Source organism: Hyphomonas sp. GM-8P (genome assembly GCF_003263315.1).
Lineage (GTDB): Bacteria > Pseudomonadota > Alphaproteobacteria > Caulobacterales > Hyphomonadaceae > Hyphomonas.
The window spans coordinates 64,850-78,247 of sequence record NZ_AWFE01000083.1; the positions used below are offsets into that span (position 1 = coordinate 64,850).

General features: G+C 61.9%; 15 protein-coding genes. 4 read left to right on the forward strand and 11 right to left on the reverse strand.

Annotated elements, in window-relative coordinates:
- Window positions 1-14: 14 nt before the first annotated feature.
- The 3 genes from rpsA to mscL all read left to right on the forward strand — a co-directional run bounded on the left by rpsA (window position 15) and on the right by mscL (window position 2,899).
- Window positions 15-1,970 carry a 30S ribosomal protein S1 gene (rpsA, locus tag HY26_RS12985; protein ID WP_034767022.1) on the forward strand — a complete coding sequence of 652 codons (1,956 nt, stop codon included), beginning with the start codon at window positions 15-17 and terminating at the stop codon, window positions 1,968-1,970.
- 111 nt (window positions 1,971-2,081) lie between these two features.
- A complete protein-coding gene (locus HY26_RS12990) occupies window positions 2,082-2,381 on the forward strand; it encodes an integration host factor subunit beta (protein WP_034766685.1) in 300 nt (99 codons plus the stop codon).
- Window positions 2,382-2,485: 104 nt separating this feature from the next.
- Window positions 2,486-2,899, forward strand: coding sequence for a large conductance mechanosensitive channel protein MscL (gene mscL / locus HY26_RS12995; RefSeq protein ID WP_034766686.1), 414 nt, complete (start codon window positions 2,486-2,488; stop codon window positions 2,897-2,899).
- A 132-nt stretch (window positions 2,900-3,031) separates the two neighbouring features.
- Here mscL and HY26_RS13000 read toward each other — a convergent pair whose 3' ends face one another.
- Genes HY26_RS13000 through HY26_RS13035 form a run of 8 tightly spaced genes read right to left on the reverse strand, consistent with a single transcriptional unit; the run spans window position 3,032 to window position 9,182 of the window.
- Entirely contained in the window at window positions 3,032-4,285 is a 1,254-nt protein-coding gene (locus HY26_RS13000; RefSeq protein WP_034766687.1) for a folylpolyglutamate synthase/dihydrofolate synthase family protein, read from the reverse strand.
- Entirely contained in the window at window positions 4,282-5,247 is a 966-nt protein-coding gene (locus HY26_RS13005; RefSeq protein ID WP_034766688.1) for an acetyl-CoA carboxylase carboxyltransferase subunit beta, read from the reverse strand. The genes HY26_RS13000 and HY26_RS13005 overlap by 4 nt, the downstream gene beginning before the upstream one ends.
- Window positions 5,248-5,275: 28 nt before the next feature.
- Window positions 5,276-6,103 carry a tryptophan synthase subunit alpha gene (gene trpA / locus HY26_RS13010; RefSeq protein WP_034766689.1) on the reverse strand — a complete coding sequence of 276 codons (828 nt, stop codon included), beginning with the start codon at window positions 6,101-6,103 and terminating at the stop codon, window positions 5,276-5,278.
- The gene (cutA, locus tag HY26_RS13015) at window positions 6,103-6,423 is read right to left on the reverse strand and encodes a divalent-cation tolerance protein CutA (protein ID WP_034766690.1); all 321 of its coding nucleotides are present in this window, start codon (window positions 6,421-6,423) and stop codon (window positions 6,103-6,105) included. Before cutA ends, trpA begins: the two co-directional genes overlap by 1 nt.
- Window positions 6,420-6,746: a hypothetical protein gene (locus tag HY26_RS13020; RefSeq protein ID WP_158531496.1), complete on the reverse strand. Its 327-nt coding sequence runs from the start codon at window positions 6,744-6,746 to the stop codon at window positions 6,420-6,422. Before HY26_RS13020 ends, cutA begins: the two co-directional genes overlap by 4 nt.
- A 44-nt stretch (window positions 6,747-6,790) precedes the next feature.
- Window positions 6,791-8,002, reverse strand: a complete 1,212-nt coding sequence (gene trpB, locus HY26_RS13025) for a tryptophan synthase subunit beta (RefSeq protein WP_034766693.1) — start codon at window positions 8,000-8,002, stop codon at window positions 6,791-6,793.
- 4 nt (window positions 8,003-8,006) lie between these two features.
- Window positions 8,007-8,636 carry a phosphoribosylanthranilate isomerase gene (locus tag HY26_RS13030; protein ID WP_034766694.1) on the reverse strand — a complete coding sequence of 210 codons (630 nt, stop codon included), beginning with the start codon at window positions 8,634-8,636 and terminating at the stop codon, window positions 8,007-8,009.
- Window positions 8,637-8,696: 60 nt separating this feature from the next.
- Window positions 8,697-9,182 carry a DUF11 domain-containing protein gene (locus HY26_RS13035; RefSeq protein ID WP_051600025.1) on the reverse strand — a complete coding sequence of 162 codons (486 nt, stop codon included), beginning with the start codon at window positions 9,180-9,182 and terminating at the stop codon, window positions 8,697-8,699.
- A 205-nt stretch (window positions 9,183-9,387) separates the two neighbouring features.
- On the opposite strand from HY26_RS13035, the gene HY26_RS13040 reads away from it, so the two are divergent.
- Complete coding sequence (locus HY26_RS13040) at window positions 9,388-9,930, forward strand: flavin reductase family protein (RefSeq protein ID WP_034766695.1); 543 nt, start codon at window positions 9,388-9,390, stop codon at window positions 9,928-9,930.
- Between the two features lie 15 nt (window positions 9,931-9,945).
- Here HY26_RS13040 and HY26_RS13045 read toward each other — a convergent pair whose 3' ends face one another.
- The 3 genes from HY26_RS13045 to HY26_RS13055 are packed head-to-tail and all read right to left on the reverse strand — an operon-like array spanning window position 9,946 to window position 13,398.
- Window positions 9,946-10,683, reverse strand: coding sequence for a TonB family protein (locus HY26_RS13045; protein ID WP_034766697.1), 738 nt, complete (start codon window positions 10,681-10,683; stop codon window positions 9,946-9,948).
- Between the two features lie 31 nt (window positions 10,684-10,714).
- A complete protein-coding gene (locus HY26_RS13050) occupies window positions 10,715-12,826 on the reverse strand; it encodes a TonB-dependent receptor (protein ID WP_051600027.1) in 2,112 nt (703 codons plus the stop codon).
- Between the two features lie 56 nt (window positions 12,827-12,882).
- Window positions 12,883-13,398 (reverse strand): DUF2244 domain-containing protein, encoded by a 516-nt coding sequence (locus tag HY26_RS13055; protein WP_158531497.1) that lies wholly within the window; start codon window positions 13,396-13,398, stop codon window positions 12,883-12,885.

Genomic DNA, 13,398 nt, shown 5'->3' on the forward strand with positions numbered 1-13,398 from the left:
CTCAGGAACCTTACATGACTGACTCAATGAACCCCTCCACCGACGATTTCGCCTCCATGTTCGAATCGTCGGCTGCGGCGTCGGCAATGCAGGAAGGCCAGGTTGTCCCGGCCACCGTTATCCGCATTGAAAACGATGCTGTACTCGTCGACATCGGCCTGAAGACCGAAGGTCGTATTCCGCTTCGCGAATTCTCGATGGAAGACGACCAGCCGAAATCCGGCGACATCGTCGACGTCTATCTCGACCGTATTGAAAACGCCCTTGGCGACGCCGTCCTGTCCCGTGACAAGGCCCGCCGCGAAGAGCGCTGGATCAAGCTCGAAAAGAGCTTCAACGACAACGAACCTGTCAAAGGTGCGATCTCCGGCCGCGTCAAAGGCGGCTTCACGGTCGACCTCGGCGGCGTCAACGCCTTCCTTCCGGGCTCCCAGGTGGACATCCGCCCGGTCCGCGATGTCGGCCCGCTCATGGGCGAAGTGCAACCGTTCGCCGTTCTCAAACTGGACCGCTCGCGCGGCAACATCGTTGTCTCGCGCCGTGCCATCCTTGAAGAGAGCCGCGCCGAACAGCGTGCGGAAATCGTGTCCGACATGGCCGAAGGCGACGTCCGCAAGGGTATCGTCAAGAACATCACCGACTATGGTGCGTTCGTCGACCTTGGCGGCATCGATGGCCTGCTGCACGTCACCGACATGTCCTATAAGCGCATCAATCACCCGTCGCAGGTGGTTGAAGTCGGCCAGGAAGTCGAAGTCCAGATCATCAAGATCAACCCGGAAACCCAGCGTATCTCGCTCGGCATGAAGCAACTCGGCTCCGATCCGTGGGACGGCATCGATGTGCGTTACCCGGTTGGTGCCCGCCTCAAGGGCGTTGTCACCAACATCACCGACTACGGCGCCTTCGTGGAGCTGGAAGACGGTGTGGAGGGCCTGATCCACGTCTCCGAAATGAGCTGGACCAAGAAAAACGTGCACCCCGGCAAGATCCTGTCGACATCCCAGGAAGTCGATGTGGAAGTGCTGGACGTCGATTCCGAGAAGCGCCGCATCTCACTCGGCCTCAAGCAGACCATGGACAATCCGTGGTCGGCCTTCCTGGCAGAGCATCCGATCGGCACCGAGATCGAAGGCGAAGTCCGTGGCATCACCGAGTTCGGTCTGTTCATCGGCCTCGGCCCGGATCTGGACGGTATGGTCCACATCAACGACATCTCATGGGAACAGTCGGGCGACCAGGCCATCGAAGCCTATAACAAGGGCGACGTGGTCAAGGCGAAAGTGCTCGACGTCGACGTCGACAAGGAGCGTATCTCGCTGGGCATCAAGCAGCTGGCAGGCGATCCGATGGAATCGCTCAACACCGGCGGCGTGAAGCGCGGTGCGACCGTGACCTGCACCGTCACCGAGATCACCTCGGGCGGTATCGAAGTCGAATTCGGCGAACCGGCCATGAAGTCGTTCATCCGCCGCTCCGATCTGTCGCGTGACCGCGCTGATCAGCGTCCGGAACGCTTCGCAGTCGGCGACAAGGTCGACGCCAAAGTGATCCAGGTCGATCGTGGCTCGCGCCGCGTGTCGCTCTCGATCAAGGCACTCGAAATTGCAGAAGAAGCAGAAGCCGTCGCACAGTACGGTTCGGCAGATGCCGGCGCATCGCTGGGAGATATCCTCGGCGCAGCCCTGGCTTCTTCCGGCTCCGCCAAGGAAGACGCCGCTCCGGCAGCAGCTTCCGGCGATGCCGATGCGAACGGCCGCCTGGCCGCTCCGCAGGGCGATGCTGACGATCTGAAACAGATCAAAGGTGTTGGCCCGGCCTTCGAGAAGAAGCTGAACGATGCCGGCGTCTTCCACTTCTGGCAGATCGCTTCCATGACGGACGATCAGCTGGCCGCCCTGGAAGAAGAAGTCGGTACGTCTGGCAAAGGCGCTGACTGGAAAGCCGAGGCTGCAGCCCTTCAGGGCTGAGCCGGTTAAGGCCGGCCCGGTCGGGCCGGCTGGACCCGCTTTCTAAATTTGATGAAATCTTTGCGGCGGGGGCCTAGCGCTCCCGCCGCAAATGCGTTTTATATCAATGGGATGCTGAAGTCAGAACTTATCGCAAAACTCGCTACGGAATATTCGCACCTGCGCCAGGAAGATCTGGAAAAGGTCGTGAATGTTATCCTCGACGAGATCGCCGCCGCGCTCGCCCGCGGTGACCGGGTAGAGCTGCGCGGCTTCGGCGCGTTCTCCGTTCGCCACCGCGATTCCCGCAAGGGGCGCAACCCGCGTACAGGCGAACCCGTGGAAGTTCCGGCAAAGTCCGTCCCCTTCTTCAAGGCCGGCAAGGAATTGCGCGCCCGCGTAAATGGCGGCGAAGACCCCGAGGCCCGATAAGCCATCACAACTCCCGAAATGACGAGCTACCTTGACCGTTTCGCCGAACAATAGGATCACATCCGCAGGTATTTTGGCTTGAAACCTCAGGAGGGGGCACAGAAATGCTTAAGGAATTCAAGGAATTCGCCCTCAAGGGCAATCTGATCGACATGGCCGTCGGCTTTGTCATGGGCGGCGCATTCGCCACGGTTGTGACCGCCTTTATCCAGGGCGTCTTCCTGCCGCTGCTGGCCCCGATCATGGGCGGGATCGACCTGTCTTCCATCACATTCACGATCACGCCGGAAGTTATCGACGAAGCCGGTGAAATCGTAACGCCGGCAGCTGTTGTCGAGCTCGGCAATTTCATCTCCGCGATCATCTCCTTCATCATCGTCGCCTTCGTCATGTTCCTCATCATCAAGGGCATGAACAAAATGAAGAAGGCAGAAGAAGCTGCGCCGCCGCCGGCCCCGCCGCGCCAGGAAGTGCTTCTGGAAGAAATCCGCAACCTGCTGGCAAAACAGTCCAGCTAGGCCCTGCGGTCACCATGTTCGGGTTCTGTTAAGGTTCAAGAACCATACTCCCGGACAGTAGAGTACGCGTAGAGTGGAAAGGGCGGCCTGATTGGCCGCCCTTTTTCCATGTCCGGTCATGTGTTCCGGCCGTCAGACCGGCTCTTCACCATTCTTCGACAGGACTTCCCCGGCCAGGTAGAGCGAGCCGCAGATCAGGATCCGGTCGGCACCGGTTTCGGCGGCGGCTTTGAGGCCTGCTTCCAGACTATCGCACGCCACGGCCTCAAGCCCGGCCGTATTCGCCGCCTCGGCCAGTTCCTGCGGTTCGGCGGCCCGGTGGCCCGGCGCGTTCGGCACGGTGAAGACCTGAGGACGCAAAGACCGGAACGGCAGGAAGAAACCCGTCGCATCCTTCGACGCCAGCATGGCCGAAACCAGCACCGTCTTCCCATCCTGCTTTGCCAGGTGGCGGGCAATCGCCCGGGCGGCATGCGGGTTGTGACCGCCGTCCAGCCAGACCTCCCTACCCGGCACGAGCGCGGTGAGCGGGCCATCCTTCAGGCGCTGCATACGGGCCGGCCAGGTCGCGGTCCGGGCCCCCTCGAAAATGGCGTCCTGCGGAATTCCGGTGGAATTGCCGAACAGCTGCATCGCCATCGCGGCAAGTGCTGCATTGGCTCGCTGATGTTCCCCTATAAGTCCGATATGATCCGGCATGGCATCGATAAAGTGCGCCTTGAGCTTGTAAAGCGGGGCGCCTTTCAGCGCCGCTTCAGCCGTAATCACCTCATCGCAAACCTTGCGCTGGATCGCGCTCAGCACCGGGCGGCCGGGCCGGATGATACCCGCCTTCTCGCCTGCGATCTTGCGGATGTCCGAGCCGAGAAATGCCTTGTGATCAAAGTCCACTGGCGTGATCACGCAGAGCGCCGGGTGCTCGATCACATTGGTCGCGTCGTAGCGCCCGCCAAGGCCGACTTCGAGGATCAGGAGGTCCGCAGGCACTTCGGAAAAGGCCAGCAGCGCCGTCGCTGTCGTCGCCTCGAAGTGGGTGATTTCCTGGCCTTTGATGGCCTCATAGGTCCGCTCCAGCCAGCTGATCAGGCGCTCATCGTCCACGATTTCGCCTGCCAGCCGGATACGCTCATTGAAGCGAACGAGGTGTGGACTGGTGAAGACATGGACTTTCAGGCCCGCCGCTTCAGCCATCGCGCGCATGAAGGCGCTGGTGGATCCCTTCCCGTTCGTGCCGGCGACGTGAATGACGGGTGGCAGACGGTCCTGAGGGCGGCCGAGCGCTTCCAGAGCAGCTTCGACCCGTCCCAGCGACAGGTGTATCGTCTCAGGATAGAGCCCTTCGAAGCGCTTCAGCGCTGCGGCGAGGGCCGCACTGTCTCCGCTCAATCAGTCTTGCCCTTGGCAACGTGCGTTTTTGGCGGATTGAGCGACGCCGGCATACTGTCGCTGGCGCGGCGCGACTTGGGCATCAGCATGGAAAGCACGCGCGAAAGCGTGTCCTTCATCTTGCGGCGGTCGACCACGATATCGACCTGGCCTTTTTCGCGCAGGAATTCGGACCGCTGGAAGCCTTTGGGCAGGCTCTCGCGGATTGTCTGTTCAATCACGCGCGGGCCGGAAAAAGCGATCATCGCGCCAGGCTCGGCGATGTGGACATCGCCCAGCATCGCATAGGAAGCCGACACGCCGCCCGAGGTCGGGTCGGTCAGCACGACGACATAAGGCAGTTTCGCTTCGGCCAGTTCATTGATGGCCAACGTTGTGCGCGGCATCTGCATCAGGCTGAGCGTGCCTTCCTGCATGCGTGCACCGCCCGAAGCAGTACAGACGACAAAAGCGGCTTTGCGGGCCAGCGCCATATGGGCTGCGGTGATGAACCCCTCCCCGGCTGCCATGCCGAGCGAGCCGCCCATGAAGGCAAAATCCTGAACGAGAACGACAGCCGGAACGCCGCCGATCTTGCCATAGGCCGCCACCATGCAGTCATCCTGCAGAAGCGGGGCGCCGCCGCCTTCGGTTTCTTTCTTTTCACGGGCCGCGATCTTGGCCTTGGCCGCCTTCAGGCGGGCCGGATAAGGCTTGTCGTCCTTGAATTTCAGCGGGTCCATGGCGACGCCCGGCAGCTCGATCGGCTCCCAGCGCTCATCATCGAACAGGAGGCGGAAGCGTGTGCGGGGAGAGATGCGCATATGTGCGCCGGCCGGCGTCACATACCAGTTCTCTTCCAGATCGGTCTTGTAGACCAATTCACCGGACAGCGGGCATTTCACCCACAGATCATCAGGCGTATCACGCTTTGTCAGCATGGTCTTCAGGCCCGGCGGCGTGACCTTGTTGATCCAGTTCATCCGACAACCTCCACGGCTGTAACAGCCACTACGGCTTTGCGACCCCTGCGATCGCGCTGCTCAGTTCCTTGGCCAGAGCCCCCATTCCCTGGGGCGCACGGGCCAAATCCCCTGATTCGTGAGCCGCTTCTGCATGCTCCACGAAAGCACTGCCTACGACAACCCCATCGGCAATTTTAGCCATTTCCGCAGCCTGTGCACCGGTTTTTACACCGAAACCCACACAAACAGGCAAGCCTGAAACGCGCCGGGCCATGTCAATGTTCCCGGCAATTTTGGCCGGATCGGCGCTTCCGGCCCCGGTCACACCGGTCACCGAGACGAAATAAAGGAAGCCAGAAGCGCCTTCGGCGACCTTTTTCATACGTGCTTCATGGGTCGTTGGCGTGGCGAGCCGGATCACCGAGAGGCCGTATTTTGCGTATTCTTCCCGCAGCGGGCTATCTTCTTCCGGTGGCAGGTCCACGATGATCGTGCCATCGACACCCGCCTTGTGGGCCGCTTCAGCAAAGGCGCCATAGCCCATGGAATGGACCGGGTTGGCGTAACCCATAATGATGATCGGTGTCGTCTGGTCGCTTTCACGGAACCGGGCGATGAGCGCCAAAACATCCGTCAGCTTCGTCTTCGCTGCCAGCGCACGCAGGCCGGCCCGCTGGATCGCCGGGCCATCGGCCATGGGATCGGTGAAGGGCGCGCCAAGCTCGATAATGTCAGCGCCATTGTCGCGAAGGGCGCAAAGCGCCTCATAGCTCGTCTCAAGATCCGGATCGCCGGCCATGAGATAAGAGACAAGGACTGCGCGCTTGTCCACCTTCGCGCGGTCGAAGGCAGCGGTAATACGTTCCGTCGGCATCAGCTTTCCGTGTTTTCGTGGACCCAGGCCGCATAAGGCTCGTGTGCCTCGAGGCAAGGCAGCGCCACCATGGCCGGGACGTCATAAGGGTGATGGGTGAGGACAAGCGCCTCGATCCGGTCCCAGTTCGCCTTAGGCGCCTTGAGCCAGAGAATGTATTCGAAGGCCTGCTCCACCACGCCTTTCCAGCGATAGGTGGACGAGACCGGGCCTTCCAGATTGGCGCAGGCTGCCAGCTTATGCTCAACCGCGGCATCGCCAATGTCTTCGGCCACACGCTGCGACGGGCAAGTGATACGGATGAGAAGAAGATCGGTCATTCTGCAAGCGCCCCTGGGTCGCATTCGCCTATCTGCACAGCGGCCATTGGCACGACGGACATGGACCGGCCCTCATATGGAATGCCGACACCGGCAACCTGATCCCAGCCATAGCATTCCATGCCGTCATCGTCGCCGACCGGCGCATGTTCCTGGCCGCAAATGCCGGTCTCGGTCCATTCGGCGTCGCGCACGAAAGCGGTATGCCCATCCGTAAAGCAAAGCGCCGTCTCTGCTGCAACCAGCGGGATTCGTTCGCCATTCTGCGCGGCCACAAAATTCTGCTTCGTCAGCGGGACGTAATTGTACTTGGTCGTCGGCACGCACGCGGCCAGCCCGGGCAGAAGGATGAGGGACAGGACCCGCCTCACATGTCTACTCCGAGATGCTTGGCGACGGAGAAGACATCCTTGTCGCCGCGGCCGCACATATTGAGGATGATCAGGCCATCCTTGCCCAGCTCCTGCGCCACTTCGCCAACACGGGCGAGTGCATGGGATGGCTCAAGCGCCGGGATGATGCCTTCAAGTTTGGTGCAGAGCTGGAAAGCGTCCAGCGCTTCCTTGTCTGTCGTCGAGAGATATTCGGCCCGGCCGCTGTCGCGCAGGAAGGCATGCTCCGGCCCGATGCCCGGATAGTCGAGCCCCGCAGAGATCGAGTGCGCGTCGAGGATCTGGCCGTCATCGGTCTGCAGCAGGTAGGTGCGGTTGCCGTGCAGGATGCCCGGACGTCCACCATTGAGGGCTGCCGCATGCTCGCCCGTCTCGATGCCGTGGCCAGCGGCCTCGACGCCGATCATGCGGACGCTTTCGTCCTCGAGGAACGGATGAAACAGGCCGATGGCGTTGGAGCCGCCCCCGATACAGGCCATTATGACATCCGGAAGGCGCCCTTCCCGATCAAGGATCTGTTCGCGGGCTTCCTTGCCGATGATCGACTGGAAGTCGCGCACCAGTTCCGGGTACGGATGAGGCCCGGCCACCGTGCCGATGCAGTAGAATGTGTTGTCGACATTGGTGACCCAGTCGCGCAGCGCCTCGTTCATCGCATCCTTCAGCGTGCCCGTGCCGGACGAGACCGGCACGATCTTGGCGCCGAGCAGGCGCATGCGGAAGACGTTCGGCTTCTGTCGCTCGACATCGGTTTCGCCCATGAAGACGACGCATTCGAGGCCAAAGCGCGCGCAGATCGTCGCCGTCGCCACGCCGTGCTGGCCAGCGCCCGTCTCCGCGATGATGCGCGTCTTGCCCATGCGCCGGGCGAGCAGCACCTGGCCGAGGCAATTATTGATCTTGTGCGCGCCGGTATGGTTCAGCTCGTCGCGTTTGAAGTAGATCTTCGCCCCGCCGAAATGCTCGGTCAGGCGCTCAGCGAAATAGAGCGGCGACGGGCGGCCGACATAATGAGTCCAGAGGTCGTCCATCTCGGCCTTGAACTCAGGGTCTTTCTGCGCCCTGCGGTATTCGGCTTCGAGTTCCAGGATAAGCGGCATCAGCGTTTCGGCGACATAGCGTCCACCGAACTCACCGAACCGGCCATTCACGTCCGGCCACTGGTCCCAGGCATTTCTTACGTCCATTACTTCAGACCTCTTTGGCAGCGCGGAGAAACGCCCGCACCAGCTCCTTGTCCTTTAGCCCCCGTAGCCGCTCCACGCCAGAGGAGACGTCGACCGCCGGCGCACCTGTCGCAGTGATCGCGCCGGCCACATTCTCCGGCGTCAGACCTCCGGCGAGGATCCATGGCTTCGGCGCCGTCCAGCCTTTCAGGATGGACCAGTCGAACGCCTGCCCATGCCCGCCGGTGCGGTCGGCATCCGTCGGGGGTTTTGCATCGATCAAAAGCCGGTCAGCGGCAGCAAATGCCCCTGCCCCGGCAAGATCCTCCGCCGTTTCCACACCAAATGCCTTCCAGACCTCACATCCGGTGCGGGCGCGGATCTCGGCCACGCGCTCCGGCGATTCCTGTCCGTGCAGCTGAAGCACGCGGATACCTGTCGCAGTCACCCGGTCGATCAGGGCATCGTCCGCGTTGGCCAGCAGGGCGACCGGCACCGATCTGCCGACACCCAGCAGCAGGGTCTCGACTGCCTCAGGTGTGACATGGCGCGGGCTGGCCTCGACAAAGACAAAGCCGACCCAGTCCGCCCCCTCCGCCGCACACAGGCGCACGAGGTCCGGATCCTTGAGGCCACAGATCTTCACACGAGTCATGGCTCCGGCGTTACGCCAGGGCGGGCACACCGGTCAATGCAGGGCTTCTGACGGCTGTATTCAGTTCAGGATGGCATGGAAGGCCAGCATGCCTTCTTCGCCAGGGGTCATCCGCGCAAAGGTCCAGCGTACATGCGTGATCTCGTCGGCTGACGCCATACGGGTCTCTTCGCCATCCTCGATGATCAGATCATCGCGCGGCGCGAAGGATTTTCCGCCATCGACCGAGAAATCCACGGCCGCATTGTCGGCGATCACCGAGTCGTCGACATAGACCATGTCTTCCGGCACCGGGATGGTCATCACGACGCTGTCAGCCGGTTGGGCACCATCATTGCGGAAGCTGACCACATAGGCGAGCTCTTCGCCGGGCTCGACCGCTTCGGTCGGCACGTATTCCGTCTCCGTCGATCCGTCCTCATATTCCATCGAGACCACTTTCTCGACCGAAGCCGAAGACAGCAGCACGTCGGCTTGCGCAGGCAGGAAGGCAACAGCGCAGGCCGCGAGGAAACAGAAAGAGGTCGGCAGAACCTTGGACATCATGGTTAATACGGGACACGTTTTGGCTAACGATTGTGACCATCCATCACAAGCGTTAAGATTAATTAAAAGACATGCCTGATTAAGGCGTTCATTTACCAACACCTGCACTTGGGCAAAATGTAGGCCGCATATGCCCATTTGTCCGGCAACGGATGGCTTGTTGACACAATTTTTTGGGAAATGCGCAGGATCGTGAGGCCCTCAAATGAAACGCATCAAGCTCAGCCGGGCCTTCACGCTGATCGAGCCCGGCCCCGTCACCCTCGTCACCACGCATGATGGCCGCAATCCCAACGTCATGACCATCACCTGGACCATGGTGCTCGATTTTTCAGGGCGCATCGCCATCACGACCGGCCCATGGAACCATTCCTTCCTTGCGCTCCGCGACACACGCGAGTGTGTGGTGGCAATCCCCACGGCCGACATGATCGATACAGTGATCGGCATCGGTACTTGTTCCGGCGCCGACACCGACAAGTTTGCAAAGTTCGACCTCACCCCAAAAAGGGCAAAGCACGTCGCCGCACCTCTGCTCGGAAACTGCCTCGCAAATATCGAATGCCGCGTGGAGGAAATTATCGAACCTCACGGCATCGTCATCCTTGAAAGCCTCGCAGCCTGGCGCGATGACACGCGCAAGGAACAGCGCATGCTTCACGCTGTCGGCGACGGGACGTTTATTGCCGATGGCCGGCGTTTCGACCGCAAGGCCATGATGGCATCGAAGCTGCCCGGCGGCCTCTGATCCGCAAGCAGAACGTCAGCGCTTCTGCTGCATCACGATCGTGAAGCGGAGATCCGTCTCGGCAGCGCCATCGGGCGCCTCTGGAAACGGCACAGCGGCGGTCACCGCCTTCAGGCACCGCCGGTCATAAAGCCGGCTGCCGCTGCTGCTCTTAATCCCGACGAAAATGACTTCGCCGTTTCGGGACAAGCGGAACTCGGCCTCGCAGTTCCCGGCCCCCCGAACGCCTCGCGGGGCATGACGGGCAAGTTGTTGGCGTACATCGCGCAGATAGGCATCCCGCACCGCCTTTCCGTCTCCGCTGGGAGGTGCTGTTCCGGATGAGGCGGCCGGTTCTCCGGTCAGGCCCGGTTCTGCCACTTGCGGCGGGGTGTCTGGGGCAAGGGTTACGGAGGCTGGGCCGGAGTCCCGCGCGCTCACGGCCGGTTCAGCGGCGGGGTCTGATGCCAGAAGGACCGGCGTCTCTTCCATCGTTTTTACTGGCTCAGGTGCAGGGGCCGGCGCGGGCCTCGGCTGGACTTCGGCAGTCGACATATCCGGAACGTCCACTTTCTCAGGTACCGCAGGTGGCAGTTCCTTTGCCGGCGGCTTCAGCTCGGGCACGGGCGCAGGTGCTGCCACAGGTTCCTCGACGAGGCTGACAAGAAACACATCATGCTTCGTGCCAAGACCGGACGGCCCGGCGGGCGCCAGCAGGAAGACACCCGCCAGCAAGCCGCCATGGGCGAGCGCAGCCAAAGCCACGCCCGCCATATAGCTGGAGGTGAGAACCCTCCGCAGCACGTCAGAAGGCGACGTTGACGCTGAGATTGAACGACCGGCCCGGACCGGCGACCTGGTGGAACGGATCGACCCGGCCACCATATTTGTAATCGCCGAAGGCAATCCCGCCGAGCGGCAGGTCGTAGTCCTGATCGAGCAGGTTTTCGACGGCAGCGGCAAAGCGCACCCGGCCAATCTCGCCCCCTGCCCTCAGATGGATCAGGACATAGCCCGGCGTCCTGAGTTCCTGACGCACTGCGCTGATGTCATCCTTCTCATCGACCAGTTCCACTTCAAGCGCCTGCGTCCAGGCACCTTTACGGTTCTCCAGCGCGAATAGGCCCTGGAGCGGAGCGATGTTGTAGAGGTTGTCGCCGGTGTCCTTATTCTCACCCTTCGCCCAGCTGACCGTGCCGGAAAGGCGCGTGTCGCCATAGGTGGTCTGCCAGAGCGGCATGCCGCCGGCGGCTTCGAAACCATAAAGCTCCGCTTCATGGTTGGCGAACTGGAGCATGGGCAATCCATCACGGAGTGTGCCGATCCTGTCAGCATCGATATAATCCTCGACATAGCTGGCCCAGCCGGAAACCCGCAGCACACGGCCATTTTCGAGACCATCGGACCAGTCGAGCGTTGCGGCCAGGCTGCGCGCAACCTCCGGCTCAAGATCGATGTCGCCAACATAGCCGGCGCCATCGCCGGTCATGTTGGTCATGGAGCTCGACATGGAGCCCCGACCCCAGGCGTAACGCTCGTAAAGGTTCGGGGATCGGGTCTTCTGCGCTGCACCGAATTCCACTGCGACAGAGTCGCTCGGGCGCCAGGTCGCCTTGGCCGTGACATCGATATTGTCGTCTTCCCGTGCACGGTCTGCCGCGTTGAAGGCCATGGCCGCCATCGCATCCGGCATGCTCATCATGCTGGTCCAGGAATAAGGCTGGACCTCGCCGGTATCCATTTCGACGCTTTCGTAGCGCAGCCCGATCAGGGTCGACCAGGCCGGTGCAGGCTTGGCTTCCCATTGACCCCAAACGCCCGTGCGGTTGCGTTCGCCGTCATTGATGTTCACATAATCGAGGGGTGACATCATCATGTGACCGGGAACGGCAGGCCAGTAATCATCCATGGAGGCGCGGAACATTTCCGCGCCAACCCGGATCTGCCCGACACCCTCGACGGGTGTGTCGTAGGACACTTTGAGCGATGTATCCTCACCTTCGGTGATCATCGGCATACCGCCGGTCGCGGCGCCACCCTTGTCGGACAGGAAATTCATTTCATGGTCGACGCTACGCCAGGAGGCTTCCGCCGTCAGGATGCCTGCGCCGAGCGGGCCTTCGCCATGCACCTGCACGCTGCTGCTCTTGTTATCGGTAAGGTCCATGCGCTGGTTGGCAAAGCCCTCATAGGGCACGCCCTGCTGGCTGATCCGAACCCAGAACAACACATCGTCGGCCGGACGCGCCGCCAGCAGAAGTGACTGGTCGTAATTCTGGTAAAGCGTGGAACGGACCTCATCACCGGAACCGGACTTGTAATTGTCCGCCTTGTTCCAGCTCGCCTCATAGCGCGCGCTGACTTTCTCACCCGCGGCATTGGCCTGCAGCGAGGCGCCGATGCCGTTCGATACACTGCGATAGGTCGCCCCGGCCTCGCCGAAGATCTCGATGCCGCCATCGGAGAATGCCGGCGCCCGGGTCTCGATCGAGATGATGCCGGCGATATTGTCACCGCCCATGCTGACCGGAGACAGGGTCGGTGTCACGACGACCCGCTCGACACGAGAGGCGTCGATATAGGAGGAAACGGGGTTCATGTGGTTCGGGCAGTAGTTCGTGGCCTGCTGGCCATCGATCAGGACGCCGACGCGGTCATCTGCGAGACCGCGCAACACCGGCAGCGAGGCAATCCCGCCATTCGACTGAAGCGCGACGCCCGGCACTCGGGAAATCAGCTGGAGCGCATCGGACGATATCGCAAGACCTGCCTCGATGCTGCTGCCCGTGACTTCCGTGCCGCTGGCGGCAACGTCCCCGGTTGCGGCCGGTCCGGCATCCTGCGCCTCGATAGGCGGAAGTTCGGTGGGAGCCTGGGCAGCTGCAGGGAGCGCGAAGCCAGCCGAGGTGAAGAGCATAGTGGCTGTACTGCAAAGGAGTGCGTGTTTCATTTTCATTGCTTTCTGAGAGGAGTTCAGGCCGCCAGCGACTGGCCACGGCGACGATTCTGGAGAGCGGCTTCAATGGCATCGGCCAGCGAAGCGCGTTCAGGAGGAGACAGGACGGTGCCGACGTCCACATGCCGGGGCCCTGCCCGCAGCCGCACAGCATCGCACCCGCAGCCGGTGTCATTGACGCGATCGATGCGCAGCCAGTGCGGTGACAGATCCGACCGGATCACAGCCTCGGCATCCCGACTGCGTGTTTCGACAAACAGGGCCGTATCGGTCAGGCAGACGCGCTGGCGGTACTGGCCGAGCGACCGGGCGTGCCAGAGGATCATGACGCCAAGGGCGACCTCCGACAGGAAGACGAGTGGGGTGACCATCCACGCCCCCATCCACGCGGTCGCCAGGCAAATCAGGCTGCCCGGCAGGATCAGGGATGCCGCCAGGGTCAGGGCGACCCGGTTGTTGAGGGAAACGTTCGGCGTGATGACGGCATCCAGCCAGATCCGTTCATTATCTTGACCAGCGGTGAGCCGGGTCAT

Coding starts and splice junctions, on each gene's coding strand:
- rpsA (WP_034767022.1), top strand. CDS start 15: ATGACTGACTCAATGAACCCCTCCACCGACGATTTCGCCTCCATGTTC.
- HY26_RS12990 (WP_034766685.1), top strand. CDS start 2,082: ATGCTGAAGTCAGAACTTATCGCAAAACTCGCTACGGAATATTCGCAC.
- mscL (WP_034766686.1), top strand. CDS start 2,486: ATGCTTAAGGAATTCAAGGAATTCGCCCTCAAGGGCAATCTGATCGAC.
- HY26_RS13005 (WP_034766688.1), bottom strand. CDS start 5,247: ATGAACTGGATCAACAAGGTCACGCCGCCGGGCCTGAAGACCATGCTG.
- trpA (WP_034766689.1), bottom strand. CDS start 6,103: ATGCCGACGGAACGTATTACCGCTGCCTTCGACCGCGCGAAGGTGGAC.
- cutA (WP_034766690.1), bottom strand. CDS start 6,423: ATGACCGATCTTCTTCTCATCCGTATCACTTGCCCGTCGCAGCGTGTG.
- trpB (WP_034766693.1), bottom strand. CDS start 8,002: ATGGACGTAAGAAATGCCTGGGACCAGTGGCCGGACGTGAATGGCCGG.
- HY26_RS13030 (WP_034766694.1), bottom strand. CDS start 8,636: ATGACTCGTGTGAAGATCTGTGGCCTCAAGGATCCGGACCTCGTGCGC.
- HY26_RS13035 (WP_051600025.1), bottom strand. CDS start 9,182: ATGATGTCCAAGGTTCTGCCGACCTCTTTCTGTTTCCTCGCGGCCTGC.
- HY26_RS13040 (WP_034766695.1), top strand. CDS start 9,388: ATGAAACGCATCAAGCTCAGCCGGGCCTTCACGCTGATCGAGCCCGGC.
- HY26_RS13045 (WP_034766697.1), bottom strand. CDS start 10,683: ATGGCGGGCGTGGCTTTGGCTGCGCTCGCCCATGGCGGCTTGCTGGCG.
- HY26_RS13050 (WP_051600027.1), bottom strand. CDS start 12,826: ATGCTCTTCACCTCGGCTGGCTTCGCGCTCCCTGCAGCTGCCCAGGCT.
- HY26_RS13055 (WP_158531497.1), bottom strand. CDS start 13,398: ATGACCCGGCTCACCGCTGGTCAAGATAATGAACGGATCTGGCTGGAT.